The sequence below is a fragment of the Streptomyces sp. NBC_00104 genome, assembly GCF_045160825.1.
Taxonomy (GTDB): domain Bacteria; phylum Actinomycetota; class Actinomycetes; order Streptomycetales; family Streptomycetaceae; genus Streptomyces.
This window is the reverse complement of the sequence record NZ_CP108215.1, coordinates 7,347,575-7,363,415: the sequence shown is the minus strand read 5'-3', so window position 1 is coordinate 7,363,415 and position 15,841 is coordinate 7,347,575. Positions and strand designations below refer to the sequence as shown.

Here is a 15,841-nt window from a genome sequence, read left to right as displayed (position 1 = left end):
GGACCACTCCTGTCACACCTGAAACCCCGGAGTGCCCCCTACAGGCGCGCGGAAGGGGCTACTGCCATTCCCGGCCAGGGGCAGCGGAGTCCGGGGCGCGGGGAACCGCGCGACCAGCCAAGAACGACTCGCAGCCGCCCGAGCACCCGAAGCCCTCACCCCATGGGCGCCCTACGGTTCCAGCATCCACGCCCTACGGCTCCAGGATCCGAGGCGACAGCGCCCCGCACGGCAGCAGCTCCACCTCCGCCCCCGCATCCCGCAGATCCGTCAGCACCAGCTCGTCGTACATCAGCAACCCGGTCTGCTCGGGCCACACGACCGCCCACAGCCACAGCCCGAGCGCCTCGCCCGCGAAGACCGCCCGGTCGTCCGGTGTGCCGGTGACATGCCACAGCGGTGTCGGCCGCCCCGCGGCCAGCACCTTCGCCTGGGGCGGTTTCTCGACGCTCAGATACGGCCCGGGATCGGGCCCGTCGATGCCCGCGTACCGGGCACCGAGACCGACGCCGAGTTCCTCCGCGATGAGGACGAGTTCTCCCACGCCCCCGAGCGGACCGGGACCGGAACAGGCCACGGCGGTGGCACGTCCGCCGCTGCGGTCGTCCCCGGCGAAGGCGGCACCCGTGAACAGCCAGCCCACGGGCAGCGGCCACGGCATCCAGACCGGCACCTTGGCGCGGTGCACCACGACACTGAGGGCCTCGACGCTGGGCGGGATCACGGGCTGCAGCGGGTGTACCGTCCCGTGCGCGGCGCACTGCCAGGAGTCGGCAAAGAGGCCGGGAGCCCTGACCCGGCCACCACACTTCGGGCAACTGGGTTCGCCCCTCATAGGGCCCAACGGTCCTCCCCGTGCTTCCTCGCGTCAAGGACGATCACCCGTCCGGCGTGTGCGCGTCACATTCCGCGCACGGACGCCGGACTCCGGCCGGCGGACGGCCCCTCGGACCGACCAACGGAATCAACTACCCACACGGTCAAGGGAAGCGGTTGTTTTCGGCCACCTGTCGAGCGGCCTCCGGTCACGTATGGCGTGCCGTCCGTCACACGGGGAAGTCGTGTCGGGCGGTCCGGTCAGTCCAGGCGGACCGATGTGCGGCCCGGGTCGCGGAGGTCCGTCCCGTGGGTGAGCCAGCGCTCCTGGAGTGCCTGGGCGCCGTGCACCCGCTTCCAGGCGGCCTCGTTGGCGGTCATCGGGAGAAGGGGCAGGAACCGTACGGGGTCGGCCGGGGCGTCGAGTTCGAGGTCCTCGACCAGGCCGCCGGACTCGGCGACGAGGACCGAGGTGAAGGGGGCGCCGGGCCAGAGCGGACCACCCACGTCGAGGGAGGCACCGGGGGCCACGATCACACCCTCGACCTGCGGCGACGCGGCGAGCACGGCGAGCGGGCGGAGCACCTTGTCGGTGTCGGCGACGCCGTGCCGCACGGACAGGACGAGCTCCGCGCGGGGGCCCTTGACGGGGTCGGCGAGGACCGCGGTGGGGTCGGCCATCGGCTGGGCGGACATGCCGAGCGTGGCGTAGCGGACGACGTCGCCGTCGGTGAAACGGAGGACCTCGATGCGGTCGGTGCCGAGGAAGGTGACCGCGGCGCGCGCGTCCGGTTCGCCCAGCGCGGTGCGCAAACGGGCCTCCACCAACGGAAGAACATCAGCCATGAGCCGAGCATAGAACTCGTCAGGAACCGGCAAACGGGCGCCTTGACACTTCAGCCGACTGTTAGTCTGGGGCGCCGGTCGGGACAGCATGCGGGCAGCACTCAGAAGCCTCGCACTCAAGGCTTCTCATGCCTTCGCGCCCCGGACCGAAAAGACTGACTCCCTTACGGGGAACCCCGAACGGGGTATGGAACGTCCCTTACGAGGGACCGGCCGGAGGAGGTGGGGCTGCGATGGACCGAAGTCGACCTGGCAGTACCACCCGCTCTTCCGCTCGCCGAGTTCCGTAGCTGTCGCCGTAGCCGTAGTTCTCGCTCCGCTGGCTACCACCCTCACTCGCTTCGTGCCGCTCGCCGGTCGTCGCGCATCGGAAGAGCACTTCTTTCCCGTCTTGATCCGAATCGCCGATCAGACGTCTCCGGCTCTCACCGGTCGGCCGTCGCCTGATCTGAATCAAGCGAAGCTGTCACCGCGACGGTGCGGTGCTCCCCGCTTTGTGGACGTGCCAAACATCCGCAGTCAAAACGTCCCCATTCCGGGTAGTTCCAACCGTCGTCGGCGGCCTTTCGTTGCGAAGGAGCCTGCTCATGTCGATGATCCACAACCTGCGCGCCGCGGTCCGCCCGTCCCGTCCCGCCCGACTGTCGCTCCGCAAGGACGGGGGCGTGTACGACACCACGCGTCCGGCGGAGGCGGTGACGGCCGTCGTGGACTGTGCCGTCTACCGCGACGGTGCGCGCGTCACCTTCGAGCGCAACCTGACCCCGCACGAGGCGATCCGTCAGGTGCGCCGCGACGGCGGTTTCGTCTGGATCGGCCTGCACGAGCCGTCGGAGGCCGAATTCGCCGGTATCGCCGCCGAGTTCGGGCTGCACCCGCTGGCCGTGGAGGACGCGGTGCACGCGCACCAGCGGCCGAAGCTGGAGCGCTACGACGACACCCTGTTCACCGTCTTCAAGACCATCCACTACGTCGAGCACGACGAACTCACCGCCACCAGCGAGGTCGTGGAGTCCGGCGAGGTCATGTGCTTCACCGGGCGGGACTTCTTCATCACCGTCCGGCACGGCGGGCAGGGCTCGTTGCGGGCGCTGCGTCACCGGCTGCAGGACGACCCGGAGTTGCTGTCCAAGGGCCCGTCGGCCGTGCTGCACGCCATCGCCGACCACGTCGTCGACGGGTACGTGGCGGTCGCGGACGCCGTGCAGGACGACATCGACGAGGTGGAGACGGAGGTGTTCTCTCCCGGGCGCAAGGGCACGCCCCGGGGCACCGACGCCGGCCGGATCTACCAACTCAAGCGCGAGGTCATGGAGTTCAAGCGCGCGGTGCTGCCGCTGGTGCGGCCCATGCAGCTGCTGAGCGAGCGGCCGATGCGGCTGATCGACCCGGACATCCAGAAGTACTTCCGTGACGTGGCGGACCACCTCGCCCGCGTCCAGGAGCAGGTCGTCGGCTTCGACGAGCTCCTCAACTCGATCCTCCAGGCGAACCTGGCGCAGGCCTCCGTCGCGCAGAACGAGGACATGCGCAAGATCACGTCGTGGGCGGCCATCATCGCCGTACCGACGATGGTGTGCGGCGTGTACGGCATGAACTTCGACTACATGCCGGAGACGCACTGGAAGTTCGGCTACCCGGTGGTCCTCGGCGTCACGGTCGCGCTCTGCCTCGGCATCCACCGGACGCTGAAGCGCAACGGATGGCTGTAGCCCGGCGCGGGCCGGGGCGGCGGCACCGGGGGCGGGGCAGCGGGCCGGGTGCCTTCGAGAGGGCACGGTCCGCTTGCGTGGGGCACGGTTAGGCTGCCCCCATGACCGCCGACTCGCTGACCGCCGATGTGCTGCTCGATCGGGCCCTCGTCGAAGAGGCCACCAAGAAGTCCGGGCTCATCTGGGCGCGGGGTGACGGGGTGCCGACGCACGAGGGCCGGGGTGTGCCGTCGCGGGCGCTGTGGCACGTCTGGCACGAGGGTGCGGCGTGTGTCGTGGGCGACGGGCCGGGTGAGCAGCCGCTGCCGGGGCTGGTCGACGGGGGCTCGGCTGTGGTGACCGTTCGCAGCAAGGACAAGGGCGGGCGGCTGGTCAGCTGGGCCGCGAGCGTCGTCGAACTGGCCCCGGACTCCCCCGAGTGGGAGGCCGCCGTGTCCGAGCTCAAGGGCAAACGCCTCAACGCCCCCGACGGCGAGGCGATGCCGGCCCGCTGGGCCCGCGAATGCCGTGTGCTCCGCCTGCAGCCGACGGGTACGACCCTGCCGCTGCCCGACGACGACCTGGCGGAGCGGCCGGCCCCGACACCCGCGACGACGCGCCGGCCCATTCCGGCGGCGGTCCCGCGCCTGCTCTTCGGCCGCCGCAAGCGCAGGCAGTGAGAGCCGGGTCCTGATCGAGGCCTGCTTCGTGTCGTGGATCGGGCCGGGCGCCGGATCGCGCCCAGGCGCCCGGGTGGTGGGCCCGGCCGGGTTCGGCACCACCCGAAACCGGAGGCGTGGCTCATCACCACCGCGGCGGAGATCAGTGAGCCGGCGGTGCGGCGGAGCAGAGCCGAGCGGCGAAGCAGCGCGGCCGGCTCTCGGAGGCGGCGGTCCCGCGCAGGCGCGCGCGGTACGCCCGTGTAGACCCGCGGTACGCCCCTATAGAGGCGCGGTACGCCCGCGCAGGCAGCGCGGTGTCGTGTTACGACGTCGGCAGTTGCCGGCCGTAGTCCACCACTGCCTTCTCGTCCGGCTCCTCCAGGGTGAAGTCCTTGCCCCAGTCGGAGAGGAGGATGGTGCCGGCGTCTCCGGCGCGGACGAGGCGGAGGGGGTAGGGGGTGCCTTCGAGGGAGACGTCGAGGGTGCCGCCGGAGCCCTTGTCGCCGGTGATGCGGATGGTGCGGGTGCCGGACTGTTCGTGGCGGCCGTCGGTGGACAGCGTGCCGTGCAGGGTGAGCAGGCTGTTGAGGAGGACGTCCTTGTCGGTGAAGCCGCTGAACCGCCTGTAGGCGGGGTCCCCGGTCGGCACCTTCACATACATGCCGTCCAGCTTGTCCGCGGCGGCCGCCTCCGAATCGCCGTGGCCCTCGCCGCCCTTCCCGGAGTCCTGGTGGTCCCAGAAGTCCGCGTCGGCCTTCAGGAAGAGGTGCTCGCCGACCTTCAGCAGCCGGAAGGTGGAGCCCTCCGACGTCACGGAGCCCGTGCCGCCGTCCTCCTTCAGGCGCATGTCCAGCTTGTAGGTCCTGCCGTTGCTCACCACGGCTCCGGACAGCCGGACCGTGTCCGCCGCCGTGGCCACCGCCTTCGTGGTGCTCTGGATCTTCGCCGGCTCCAGCTTGCCGACCCCGTTGGTGCCCTCGTCCGGATCCTCGCTGCACCCCGTGAGCCCCAGCCCGCCGACCACCAGGGTGCAGACGGCGCTCACCAGTGCGGCCCTTCGGGTACGGGGAATCACAGTCACGGGCGATGCACCTCTTCGTGGGGAGTCCAGGCGTACCGCAGAGTACCGGGGCTCCCGGCACACCACTGAGCCAGTCCGTCCGCACCGCTCACCAGGGCGTATCCGATCGGGACGGGCTAGCCTGAAGCCCTCCTCGGCGGACAATCCCCTCGCGACGGGAAGGAAAGGGGCGGCTCATGGCGGCAGTGGCGCCCCGGATCTTCGTCTCCCACCTCTCCGGCGTCGCCGTCTTCGACCCGAACGGCGACCAGGTGGGCCGAGTCCGGGATCTGGTGGCCATCCTGCGGGTGGGGCGCAAACCGCCGCGCCTGCTCGGTCTGGTCGTCGAACTGTCCACCCGCCGCCGGATCTTCCTGCCCATGACCCGGGTCACCGGCGTCGAATCCGGCCAGGTCATCACCACCGGTGTCGTGAACGTGCGCCGGTTCGAGCAGCGCCCCACCGAACGGCTGGTCATCGGAGAGCTTCTGGACCGGCGCGTGACCCTCGTCGAGACCGGCGAGGAGGTGACCGTCCGCGACATCTCGGTGCAGCAGCTGCCGGCCCGCCGGGACTGGGAGATCGACCGGGTGTTCGTACGGAAGGGCAAGGGGGGCGCCTTCCGGCGTCACAAGGGCGAGACGCTGACCGTGGAGTGGTCGGCGGTCACCGGGTTCTCCCTGGAGGAGCACGGGCAGGGCGCCGAGAACCTCCTCGCGACCTTCGAGCAGCTCCGCCCGGCCGACCTGGCCAACGTGCTGCACCACCTCTCCCCCAAGCGCCGGGCCGAGGTCGCCGCCGCCCTCGACGACGACCGGCTCGCCGACGTCCTGGAGGAGCTGCCCGAGGACGACCAGATCGAGATCCTCGGCAAGCTCAAGGAGGAGCGGGCCGCCGACGTCCTGGAGGCCATGGACCCGGACGACGCCGCCGACCTCCTCGCCGAACTCCCGGAGGACGAGCAGGAGCGGCTGCTGACGCTGATGCAGCCGGACGACGCGGCGGACGTTCGGCGGCTCATGGCGTACGAGGAGAAGACCGCCGGCGGTCTGATGACCACCGAACCGATCGTGCTGCGCCCGGACGCGACCGTCGCCGACGCGCTCGCCCGGGTCCGCAACGCCGACCTGTCCCCCGCGCTCGCCGCCCAGGTGTACGTGTGCCGGCCGCCGGACGAGACCCCGACCGGCAAGTACCTCGGCACGGTCCACTTCCAGCGGCTGCTGCGCGATCCGCCGTACACCCTGGTCGGCTCGATCCTCGACGACGATCTCCAGCCACTGGACCCGGAGGCGGCGCTGCGGGCCGTCGCCGGGTTCTTCGCGACGTACGACATGGTCGCGGCGCCCGTGGTCGACGAGAGCGGCTCGCTGCTGGGCGCGGTGACCGTGGACGACGTACTGGACCACATGCTGCCCGAGGACTGGCGGGAGGCGGAGTTCCATCTGCACGAGGACGACGGCGTCGCAGTCGACGACGAGGGGGCCGCCCATGGCTCCTGAACGGGACGGCCGCGAGGGACGTGACGGGCGGCACGGTGGGCGGGACGGGCGGCACGCGGGGCGTGAGCGGGCACACTCCGGCGCGGGAGCGCGGGAGCGCACGTCGCCCTCCGGGGCGCCCCAGCGGGAGCGCACGCTCTCCGGGGCCACCGCCCGCCCGCGTACCCGGCTCGACCAACCGCTGCCGCGCCGGCCCAAGTTGCTGCCCGAGTGGGACCCGGAGGCCTTCGGACGGCTGTCGGAGCGGATCGCGCGGTTCCTGGGCACCGGGCGGTTCATCGTCTGGATGACGGTCGTCATCATCCTGTGGGTGCTGTGGAACGTCTTCGCCCCACGCGACCTGCGCTGGGACCACTACCCCTTCATCTTCCTGACCCTGATGCTCTCCCTGCAGGCCTCGTACGCCGCCCCGCTGATCCTCCTCGCGCAGAACCGGCAGGACGACCGCGACCGGGTCAACCTCGAACAGGACCGCAAGCAGAACGAGCGCTCGATCGCCGACACCGAGTACCTCACCAGGGAGATCGCCGCGCTGCGCATCGGCCTCGGCGAGGTCGCCACCCGCGACTGGCTGCGCTCGGAGCTCCACGACCTGGTCAGGGAACTGCACGAGCGCGACGGTGACGGTCCGCGCGAGACCCGGACCGTATTCCCGCCGGAACATCCGCGCGGACGTGACATGGGCGACCGCTGACGGGGCTCCCAGCGGCCCCTCGCGTCGCCGTACCATCGTCCTTATGGCTACGGAAGACGCGGTGCGCGAAGCACTGTCGACGGTGAACGACCCCGAGATCAACCGCCCCATCACCGAACTCGGGATGGTGAAGTCCGTGGAGATCGGCGCGGACGGAGCGGTCGCGGTCGCCGTGTACCTGACGGTCTCCGGCTGCCCCATGCGCGAGACGATCACCCAGCGCGTGACCGAGGCGGTGTCGCGGGTCGAGGGCGTCACCCGTGTCGACGTCGAACTCGACGTCATGAGCGACGAACAGCGCAAGGAACTGGCGAACGCGCTGCGCGGCGGCCAGGCCGAGCGCGAGGTCCCGTTCGCCAAGCCGGGCTCCCTCACCCGGGTGTACGCCGTCGCGTCCGGCAAGGGCGGCGTCGGCAAGTCCTCGGTGACGGTGAACCTGGCGGCGGCCATGGCGGCCGACGGCCTCAAGGTCGGTGTCGTCGACGCCGACATCTACGGCCACTCCGTGCCCCGCATGCTGGGCGCCGACGGCCTCCCCACCCAGGTCGAGAACATGATCATGCCGCCGTCCGCGAACGGTGTGAAGGTCATCTCGATCGGCATGTTCACCCCGGGCAACACCCCCGTGGTCTGGCGCGGCCCGATGCTCCACCGCGCCCTCCAGCAGTTCCTCTCGGACGTCTACTGGGGCGACCTGGACGTCCTGCTCCTCGACCTCCCGCCGGGCACGGGCGACATCGCCATCTCGGTGGCGCAGCTGGTCCCGAACGCCGAGATCCTCGTCGTCACGACCCCCCAGCAGGCGGCGGCCGAGGTCGCCGAGCGCGCCGGTTCCATCGCCGTCCAGACCCACCAGAAGATCGTCGGCGTCGTCGAGAACATGGCGGGCCTCCCCTGCCCGCACTGCGACGAGATGGTCGACGTCTTCGGCACGGGCGGCGGCCAGTCCGTCGCCGACGGCCTCACCCGCACCACCGGTGCCACGGTCCCGGTCCTCGGCAGCATCCCCATCGACGTCCGCCTCCGCGAGGGCGGCGACGATGGCCGCCCCGTCGTCCTGTCCGACCCCGACTCCCCCGCCGGCGCCGCCCTCCGCGCCATCGCCGGCAAGCTGGGCGGCCGTCAGAGGGGCCTGTCGGGCATGAGCCTGGGAATCACCCCGAGGAACAAGTTCTAGGCCCGCTACGCGGCTGAGGGCGCTCCCCGCGCCCGCAGCCGGGCACACCCTGCGCCCTACGGCGAAGAGGGGGCACCGCACCAGCACGACGCGGTGCCCCTTCGGCTCGGCTCGCTCCGCTACTCGGCGGCGTACGAGGCGATGTCCTTGATCATGGCGAAAGCGATCCCGTACGCGCTCATCCCTCTCCCGTACGCCCCCACGTGCACCCCCTCCGACGTGGACCCGGCGAGCACCCACCCGAACTCGGACTCCCGGTAGTGGAACGGCGTGGGCACCCCGTCCACCGGCAGCGACAGCGTCGACCAGTCCGCCCCGGCGAGATCGTCCGCCAGGACCCACGCCGTCTCGGTCTGCTGATCCAGCCAGTCGTCCCGCAGGGAGTGGTCCAGCTGCCCGGGCCAGGTGAAGGTCAGCAGTCCGACACCCGCCAGCCACGCCGCCGAGGAGACCGACGTGGCCTCCAGCACACCGGTGCCGTCCGCGCTGCGGCGCACGTCGTTCGCCGCGACGGTCACCACGACCGCGAACCGCTCCTTGGCCTCGTCGTCCGACCCGGCGGTGTACTCGTTGCGCACCGAGGGCTCGTCGCCGTGTCCGATCGAGCCGTGCTCGACGGCTCCTTCCGCCGACATACCGACCTGCATCAGCCAGCGCGGCCCCGTGAAGGCCTCGTCGAGGCCGTACCACGGGAAGGGCGCCAGCAGGTAGCTGTCGACCGTGCGGCGGGCGGAGGGGACCTGTTGTCCGCCCTCCGCGGCCGACGCCTGCGCGCCTACCCGACTCGTCGTCTCCATGTGCCCGGACGCCTCCTAGCTCTCGACGGACCGGAGCGGCCCGCCCCCCTCGGGCGTCGTCGCTCGCTCTTCTTACAGTCCGCACAACAACTGGGCAGCATAGCCACAGCTCTCCGAGCAGCAGGGAAAGCGCCCGGCGCGCAGGACGGCGTACGGGCGGGTTCGGGCCGTACGAGGTCGCGTGACGGTATGAATCGCATCACGTACGGGGGCGCGGCAGCACACGGGTGTACGGCGCGGAAGGGCAGGCCGGAGGCGGTACGGGCGGCGGGCGGTGTACCGCTCAGGTGGCGTCCATGTCGTACGGCGGACGCTCGGCCGGCTCGGGCTTCTTGGTCATGTCGATGGTTCCGCCGGACGAGCCCGACGCGGAGCCGTCGGAGCCGGAACCGATGGCGGCGGGGGCGGGGGTGGACGCCGAGTCGGACTCGCGGCCGTGGACCGCGTCCGTCAGATCGGCCATCTCCTTCTTCAGGTCGAAGCCGCTGCGGATCTCCTTCAGCCCCAGTTCGTCGTTGTCCAGCTGCTTGCGGAGGAACGTCTTGGGGTTGAGGTCCTCGAACTCGAAGTCCTTGAACTCCGGTCCGAGTTCGCTGCGGATGTCCGCCTTGGCGCTGTCCGAGAACTCGCGGATCTTGCGGATCGTCCGCGTGACGTCCTGGATCACCTTCGGGAGCTTGTCCGGACCGAAGACGAGCACGGCGAGGACGACGAGCGTCACCACCTCGAGCGCACCTATGTCATTGAACACCTGAAGCTCCTTGGCATGTCCTCGGTCCCGATCCGCGGGCCTCGGCAGGTCTTCCGTGGTCCGGGCCGGATCCACGGTACCCGGCGATCCTGCCGATCCGGTACTGTCCGGCGGCTGCCGACCACGACCGGACGACGGGTTTTCCCAGCTGTTTGCCTGGCAGGAGGGGGTGTGGGGCCCCCGCCTGTGAAGTTGCCTTCAGTACGTCCCGCCGTCGTGGCCGCCGCCTCACGGTCAGTCGCCGCCGGACGAGCCGAGAGTGAGAGTGACCGTCCGCTCCCTGCCGTTGCGCAGGAGGGTGAGCTCCAGCCGGTCGCCGGGCCGGTGGGCGCGGACCTTGACGATCAGTTCGTCGCCGGAGTGGACGCGCTGGCCGTCGACCTCGGTGATGACATCACCCGAGCGGATGCCCGCCCGGTCGGCGGGGCCGCCCGAGGTCACCCCCGATCCGCCGTCGTCGCCGATGCGCGCGCCGTCACCCGAGTAGTCCATGTCGAGGGTGACACCGATCACCGGGTGGGTGGCCTTGCCGGTGTTGATCAGCTCCTCGGCGACCCGCTTGCCCTGGTTGATGGGTATCGCGAAGCCGAGCCCGATCGAACCGGCCTGCCCGCCGTCCGACTCGGAGCTGCCGGCGGACCGGATGGCGCTGTTGATGCCGATCACCCGGGCCTTGCCGTCCAGGAGCGGGCCGCCGGAGTTGCCGGGGTTTATCGGCGCGTCGGTCTGCAGCGCGTCCACGTACGACACGTCGCTCACGTCACCGCCCTCGCCGCCGGCCGTGATGGGCCGCTCCTTGGCGCTGATGATGCCGGAGGTGACGGTGTTGGCCAGGTCGAAGGGAGCGCCGATGGCGACGACCGGGTCGCCGACCTGGACCTCCTCCGAGTTGCCGAGGGGCAGTGGCTTGAGTCCGCTGACGCCGGACACCTTGACGACGGCCAGGTCGTACCCCGTGTCCCGGCCGACGATGGTGGCCTTGGCCGTCTCGCCGCCGCTGAACGTCACCGATATGTCCCCGCTCGTGCCGGCGGGGTCGACGACGTGGTTGTTGGTGAGGATGTGGCCGCGCTCGTCGAGCACGAATCCGGTGCCGGTGCCCTGGGCGCTGTCCCCGCTCACATGCAGGGTCACGACGCTGGGCAGCGCGCTGGCGGCGATCCCGGCGACGCTGTCGGGCGCCCGTCCCGTCACCCCGTCACTGGTCTGCGGCAGCTCGACCGCCCCGACACCGCCGTTCCGCTCCAGATACGTACCCACGGCCCCGCCGATACCGCCGGCCACGACGGCGATCAGCAGGGCCCCGGCCAACAGGACCTTCCCCCTGCGCCGGCGCCGCCGCGCCACGTCGTCCACCGCGGCCCCGTTCTGCTGCAACGACCCCGACCCGGCCCACGGGTCGTAGTTCTGCCAGGGCCCCTGCGGCGCGGCTCGGAGAGCCTGAGCGGGATCGGCGTAGGCGGTCGGCGCGGGCTGGACCCCACCCGCCTGCGGAGGCGGCGCGGACTGGGCTCCGCCCGCGTAAGGCGGAGGCACCGGCTGAGCCGCTTCCGCGTACGGAGGCGGCGCGGACTGAGCCCCTCCCCCGTACGGAGGCGGAGCTGGCTGAGCCCCACCCGCGTACGGAGGCGGCACGGCCTGCGCCGAGTCCCCGAAGGGCGGCGGCCCCGGCTGGGACGGATACGCGTAGGAGGCCCCTGGGGGCTGAGAGGCGTCGGGGTACGGAGCCGCGGCAGGCGGGGACGCGTCCGAGAACGGAGGTGTCGCGCCCTGGGGGGCCTCCGCGTACGAGGCCGCCGTGTGCGGGGCCCCCTCCGGATACGGCGCCGCAGCGGGCCGAGGTGTGTCCGGGTACGGGACCGCCGTCGTGGGCTGCGGAGTGGCCGGCGGTACGGCGGCGGTGCCGTGGGCCGGGGTCACCGGCGCGGGCGGAGGTATCGCCGAGGTCGCGTCGGTGTGCGGGGGTGCGGCGGCTGAGGGTGCACCGGCTGGCGTAGGGGCAGCCGGCGGGTTCGCTCCGGCGTGCGTCGAGGCGACCGCCGGAGCGGCCCCACGGTCTGTCGAGGCGACCGGCGACGCCGACCCACCCTGCGTCGGCGTCGCCCCCACCACCGCGGGCACGCCCTGCGCCGGAGCCGCCGTCTGGACGTGCGTGCCGTGTGCGGGAGTCGTCGCCGGGTGCTGGACCGGCGGAGCGGGCGCCCAGGGGCCGGGCTCGCCGTACGGCGGGGTGCTGTAGGGATCGGGGTCGTGCAGGGGTTTGGGGCGCTCAGAGGGCGCTCCAGGGGCGCTCAGGGCCCCCGTCTCGCCCGACGGCCGGGCATCGGCGACAGCGGTGGCGGCCACGGCGGTGGCTGCGCCACCGGTGGAACCGGCCATGCCGGGCTCGCCCGACGGACTCGCCTCGGCCGCTGCCGCACGCCCCGCATTCGCCTCGGCCGGTCGCTCCAGTTCGAAGTCGCCGTCCGGGTCGCCGTCCACGCCCGGGTTCGCCGTGGAGCCCAGGCGGAGCGGGGCTTCGGAGGCCGGGCGGGCCAGTTCGAAGTCGGAGTCGGTCTCGCCGGGGGCAGGCGCCGTCGCCGTCGCCGGGCGTTCCAACTCGAAATCGCCCTCGGCGTTCCCTTCCCGGGCCGCACCCGCAGGCACCCCGGCCGCCCCTGTGGAGCCGGGGGTTTCCGCAGACTCAGTGGACCCTGTAGGTCCGGAGTGATCCCCCGTCGTGCCGTCCCCCGCGCCGTGCGCTCGGGGGCGGCTCCACCATTTCGCCTTCGTGGGCTTCCCCTCGTTCATGTTCTCCCCACACCTGGGGCCCGCCCCAAGGACCGGCCCGCCGCCCACCGTTCACCGAGTACCGCAGGCCGGAACCGGCCCGAGCGGACACGGCCCACTCTGGATTCAACCAGGTTCGCGGGCCGGCGCGCAGAACTCGGGTCAGCGGAGGACGGGCGAGGTGGGTGTGGAGGACGAGGTGGTGTCGGGGGCCGTCAGCAGGCCCGGTCCCGTGAGCTCGGGTGCCGAGGACCAGTCGGTCAGCTGGAGCGGCGGTGCGGCGGTGAGCGGACGTATGAGCGGGGACATGACCGCGGCGCCGGCCAACACCGGTGCGGTCAACGGGTGTACGGCCTGACGGTCCTGCCCGGCCGGATCGGGGACTCCGGGCAGCAGGGGGGCGGAGATCTCCGTCGGGGCGATCGGCACCTCACCCAGGGACTGCTGGCCCTGCCCGAGCAGCGGCCCGACCGCGCCCCGGCGACGCTGCGACTCGGGGGACGGGAGCGTGCCCGAGGCCTGCGTCCGCAGCGGTGTGACATTGCTGCCGGCGCCGGAGCCGCCCCGGGCGCCCGCCGTCTCGACGGGCATCCCGTTGGTCACGCCGCCCAGGGCGATCGCGGCCAGCGACACCGCGCCGGCCGCCACGAAGGCGAACCGCCTGCCGCGCGAGGCCGAACGCTCGGCCTCCTGTCGGCTCACGTCATGGATCCGAAAGCCACGGTCACCCGTGACTCCTGTGTCGTCGGCGGCTCTTTCCTCCCGGTCGGGACGGCCGTCCGCGTCCCCGGAGAGGCCGCGTGCGCCGCCCAGGAAGCCGCGGTCGCCCAGCGCCCCTCGGTCGCCGAGGAAGCCGCGCCCGCTCAGGAAGCCCCGGTCACCGAGGAACCCGCGGCCACCGGACGGCCCTCGGCCGCCGCCGAGCAGTCCGCGACCCTCCGACGGCGTCAGCGCGCCGCCGTGTGGTCCCGACGGGACATATCCGAAGGCGTCGCCGCCGGGACCGAAGACGCCGAAGTCGGCGAAGTCCCGGGAGTCGGAGGCGTCACCGGGCAGGCCCGGCCCACCGGCCGCACCCCCGAGTCTTCCTCCGAAACCACCGGACAGCGGGGAGCCGCCGTCGCCGTCGCCGCCCGCCGGGAGCATCTGGAGACGGGCCAGGAAGCTCTCGGAGGGAGGCGGCGGGGCGGCCTCCGCGAAGACGTTCTTCAGGCGGCGCTGCTCGTCCGCCTCCGTCTTGCACTTCGCGCAGGTGGCGAGATGTGCCAGGACGCGGTCACGCGCCTCATGACCGAGCTCTCCGTCGATCAGGGCGGAGAGACGGTCTCCCAGGTGCTGCTCGGCAGGCGTAGGACGGGATCCACTCACGCGGTCGCGCCCCCTCCTCCCAGCACGGGCACCCGCGGCACCGTGAACCCGCGGCGCTGCTCGGCCCGGGCCTCCGGGGAGCGGTGCGCGAGGGCCTTGCGGAGCTGGGAGCGGCCGCGGTGGATCCGGGAGCGGACCGTGCCGAGCTTGACGCCCAGGGTCGCGGCGATCTCCTCGTACGACAGCCCTTCGATGTCGCAGAGGACGACGGCGGCGCGGAACTCCGGCGCCAGGGTGTCGAGGGCCTGCTGGACGTCGGCGTCGAAGTGCGCGTCGTTGAAGATCTGCTGCGGGGTGGGCTCTCGGCTGGGCAGCCGCTCGGCCGCGTCGTCCCCGAGGGCGTCGAAGCGGATGCGCTGCTTGCGCCGGACCATGTCCAGGAAGAGGTTGGTGGTGATGCGGTGCAGCCAGCCCTCGAAGGTGCCGGGCGTGTACGTCGACAGGGAGCGGAAGACGCGGACGAAGACCTCTTGGGTGAGGTCCTCGGCGTCGTGCTGATTGCCGGTCAGACGGTAGGCGAGCCGGTAGACGCGGCCGCTGTGGGTGCTGACGATCTCCTCCCAGGTGGGCGGAGTCCACGCCTGCGCGTGCGCGTCCGTGGTGAAGGTCGCGGTCTGTGCGACGGCGGCGTGGCTGTGGTCAGCGGTGTCGTTCACGGATTTCGGCCTGCCTGCCGAACCGAGAAAGCGCCGCAGCACTCCTCCCCGATCCACAGGCGCAGCCGCACCTCCCCTATCGGCTCTGGTGGTGTCCAGTGGAGCCCCTACCATAGCCACCTCGCCCGTTAGCTCCGGATAAGCGGTTTTATAGGAAATCGATGTGCGCCGATGGGCCTCAAAGGGCTGATGCGGCCCATATGGCTCGGCCAGCACCTGCGTCGATGCCCGCGCCTGGTCGTCCGACCGATCCATCCCGTGCCCCCCGTCGCGGCCCCCGTCACTCACTCATCCCTTTAAACGACCGGTCCCATCAGCAGGTTCCCGACGGCAACGGATACAGTCACGCCCAGGCAACCACGGGGACATAAGGAGAGGGTCATTACCGGCAACCGGCTGACGAGCTGGGCGTTCGCCGACGCCTTTGTCGCCGAGGACGAAGCGCTGCACTGGGCCCGCGAACGGGCCCGGGACGCAGGGCTGCGCTCGGTGTCGCCCGGCACGGGCGCCGCGCTGCGGGTGCTCGCCGCCACCGTGGACGCGAAGGCGGTGGCGGAGATCGGGACCGGCACCGGTGTCTCCGGGATCCATCTGCTGCACGGCATGCGGGCGGACGGGGTGCTGACCACCGTGGATCCGGAGCCGGAACACCAGCAGTTCGCCCGGCAGGCGTTCCGCGCGGCCGGCTTCGCCAGCAACCGCGCGCGCTTCATCCCGGGCCACGCCCTGGACGTCCTGCCCCGGCTCGCGGACTCCGGGTACGACCTGGTCTTCTGCGACGGCGACCGGCTGGAGAGCCTCGACTACCTCGCTGAATCGTTGCGCCTGCTCAGGCCCGGTGGCCTCGTCGCCTTCGAGGGCGTCTTCGCCAGCGGCCGCACGGTCGACTCCAACCCCCAGCCGACCGAGGTCATACGTCTGCGGGAACTGCTGCGCACGGTCCGGGAGAGCCCCGAACTCGTGCCGTCCCTCCTTCCGGTGGGCGACGGCCTGCTCTGCGCGGTCAAGCGCTGAGGCCCCTTTCAGGGCGCTGACCTGCCCCGTTTCACCCC

The 15,841-nt window shown here is 71.9% G+C and carries 14 protein-coding genes; 6 read left to right on the top strand and 8 right to left on the bottom strand.

Going from position 1 to position 15,841, the window contains the following annotated elements; translation table 11 throughout:
- Positions 1-193 precede the first annotated feature (193 nt).
- Complete coding sequence (locus tag OG272_RS32420) at positions 194-835, bottom strand: DUF6758 family protein (RefSeq protein WP_326577722.1); 642 nt, start codon at positions 833-835, stop codon at positions 194-196.
- 242 nt (positions 836-1,077) lie between these two features.
- Positions 1,078-1,662, bottom strand: coding sequence for a suppressor of fused domain protein (locus tag OG272_RS32415; protein WP_326577723.1), 585 nt, complete (start codon positions 1,660-1,662; stop codon positions 1,078-1,080).
- 587 nt (positions 1,663-2,249) lie between these two features.
- Between OG272_RS32415 and OG272_RS32410 the strand changes: the two genes are divergently transcribed.
- A complete protein-coding gene (locus tag OG272_RS32410) occupies positions 2,250-3,374 on the top strand; it encodes a magnesium and cobalt transport protein CorA (RefSeq protein WP_327727922.1) in 1,125 nt (374 codons plus the stop codon).
- A 101-nt stretch (positions 3,375-3,475) separates the two neighbouring features.
- Positions 3,476-4,033 carry a hypothetical protein gene (locus OG272_RS32405; protein WP_405895367.1) on the top strand — a complete coding sequence of 186 codons (558 nt, stop codon included), beginning with the start codon at positions 3,476-3,478 and terminating at the stop codon, positions 4,031-4,033.
- Between the two features lie 304 nt (positions 4,034-4,337).
- Here OG272_RS32405 and OG272_RS32400 read toward each other — a convergent pair whose 3' ends face one another.
- Positions 4,338-5,096, bottom strand: a complete 759-nt coding sequence (locus tag OG272_RS32400) for a hypothetical protein (protein ID WP_327727923.1) — start codon at positions 5,094-5,096, stop codon at positions 4,338-4,340.
- A gap of 176 nt (positions 5,097-5,272) precedes the next feature.
- On the opposite strand from OG272_RS32400, the gene OG272_RS32395 reads away from it, so the two are divergent.
- The 3 genes from OG272_RS32395 to OG272_RS32385 are packed head-to-tail and all read left to right on the top strand — an operon-like array spanning position 5,273 to position 8,448.
- Positions 5,273-6,577 (top strand): magnesium transporter MgtE N-terminal domain-containing protein, encoded by a 1,305-nt coding sequence (locus OG272_RS32395; RefSeq protein ID WP_326577726.1) that lies wholly within the window; start codon positions 5,273-5,275, stop codon positions 6,575-6,577.
- Positions 6,567-7,271 (top strand): DUF1003 domain-containing protein, encoded by a 705-nt coding sequence (locus tag OG272_RS32390; protein WP_326577727.1) that lies wholly within the window; start codon positions 6,567-6,569, stop codon positions 7,269-7,271. Before OG272_RS32395 ends, OG272_RS32390 begins: the two co-directional genes overlap by 11 nt.
- 43 nt (positions 7,272-7,314) lie before the next feature.
- A complete protein-coding gene (locus OG272_RS32385; protein ID WP_326577728.1) occupies positions 7,315-8,448 on the top strand; it encodes an Mrp/NBP35 family ATP-binding protein in 1,134 nt (377 codons plus the stop codon).
- Positions 8,449-8,567: 119 nt separating this feature from the next.
- Here the strand turns inward: OG272_RS32385 and OG272_RS32380 are convergent, their stop codons facing one another.
- The 5 genes from OG272_RS32380 to sigE form a co-directional block, all read right to left on the bottom strand.
- Complete coding sequence (locus OG272_RS32380; protein WP_327727924.1) at positions 8,568-9,245, bottom strand: hypothetical protein; 678 nt, start codon at positions 9,243-9,245, stop codon at positions 8,568-8,570.
- A gap of 283 nt (positions 9,246-9,528) precedes the next feature.
- Positions 9,529-9,996: a sec-independent translocase gene (locus tag OG272_RS32375; RefSeq protein ID WP_327727925.1), complete on the bottom strand. Its 468-nt coding sequence runs from the start codon at positions 9,994-9,996 to the stop codon at positions 9,529-9,531.
- 234 nt (positions 9,997-10,230) lie between these two features.
- A complete protein-coding gene (locus OG272_RS32370) occupies positions 10,231-11,916 on the bottom strand; it encodes a trypsin-like peptidase domain-containing protein (protein WP_405896103.1) in 1,686 nt (561 codons plus the stop codon).
- A 1,011-nt stretch (positions 11,917-12,927) separates the two neighbouring features.
- Complete coding sequence (locus tag OG272_RS32365; RefSeq protein ID WP_327727927.1) at positions 12,928-14,133, bottom strand: anti-sigma factor; 1,206 nt, start codon at positions 14,131-14,133, stop codon at positions 12,928-12,930.
- Positions 14,130-14,831: an RNA polymerase sigma factor SigE gene (sigE, locus tag OG272_RS32360; protein WP_086755380.1), complete on the bottom strand. Its 702-nt coding sequence runs from the start codon at positions 14,829-14,831 to the stop codon at positions 14,130-14,132. Before sigE ends, OG272_RS32365 begins: the two co-directional genes overlap by 4 nt.
- Before the next feature lie 270 nt (positions 14,832-15,101).
- Between sigE and OG272_RS32355 the strand changes: the two genes are divergently transcribed.
- Positions 15,102-15,803, top strand: coding sequence for an O-methyltransferase (locus tag OG272_RS32355; RefSeq protein WP_326585633.1), 702 nt, complete (start codon positions 15,102-15,104; stop codon positions 15,801-15,803).
- The last annotated feature ends 38 nt before the right edge of the window (positions 15,804-15,841 follow it).

Coding starts and splice junctions, on each gene's coding strand:
- OG272_RS32385 (WP_326577728.1), top strand. CDS start 7,315: ATGGCTACGGAAGACGCGGTGCGCGAAGCACTGTCGACGGTGAACGAC.
- OG272_RS32420 (WP_326577722.1), bottom strand. CDS start 835: ATGAGGGGCGAACCCAGTTGCCCGAAGTGTGGTGGCCGGGTCAGGGCT.
- OG272_RS32395 (WP_326577726.1), top strand. CDS start 5,273: ATGGCGGCAGTGGCGCCCCGGATCTTCGTCTCCCACCTCTCCGGCGTC.
- OG272_RS32380 (WP_327727924.1), bottom strand. CDS start 9,245: ATGGAGACGACGAGTCGGGTAGGCGCGCAGGCGTCGGCCGCGGAGGGC.
- OG272_RS32410 (WP_327727922.1), top strand. CDS start 2,250: ATGTCGATGATCCACAACCTGCGCGCCGCGGTCCGCCCGTCCCGTCCC.
- OG272_RS32390 (WP_326577727.1), top strand. CDS start 6,567: ATGGCTCCTGAACGGGACGGCCGCGAGGGACGTGACGGGCGGCACGGT.
- OG272_RS32415 (WP_326577723.1), bottom strand. CDS start 1,662: ATGGCTGATGTTCTTCCGTTGGTGGAGGCCCGTTTGCGCACCGCGCTG.
- OG272_RS32405 (WP_405895367.1), top strand. CDS start 3,476: ATGACCGCCGACTCGCTGACCGCCGATGTGCTGCTCGATCGGGCCCTC.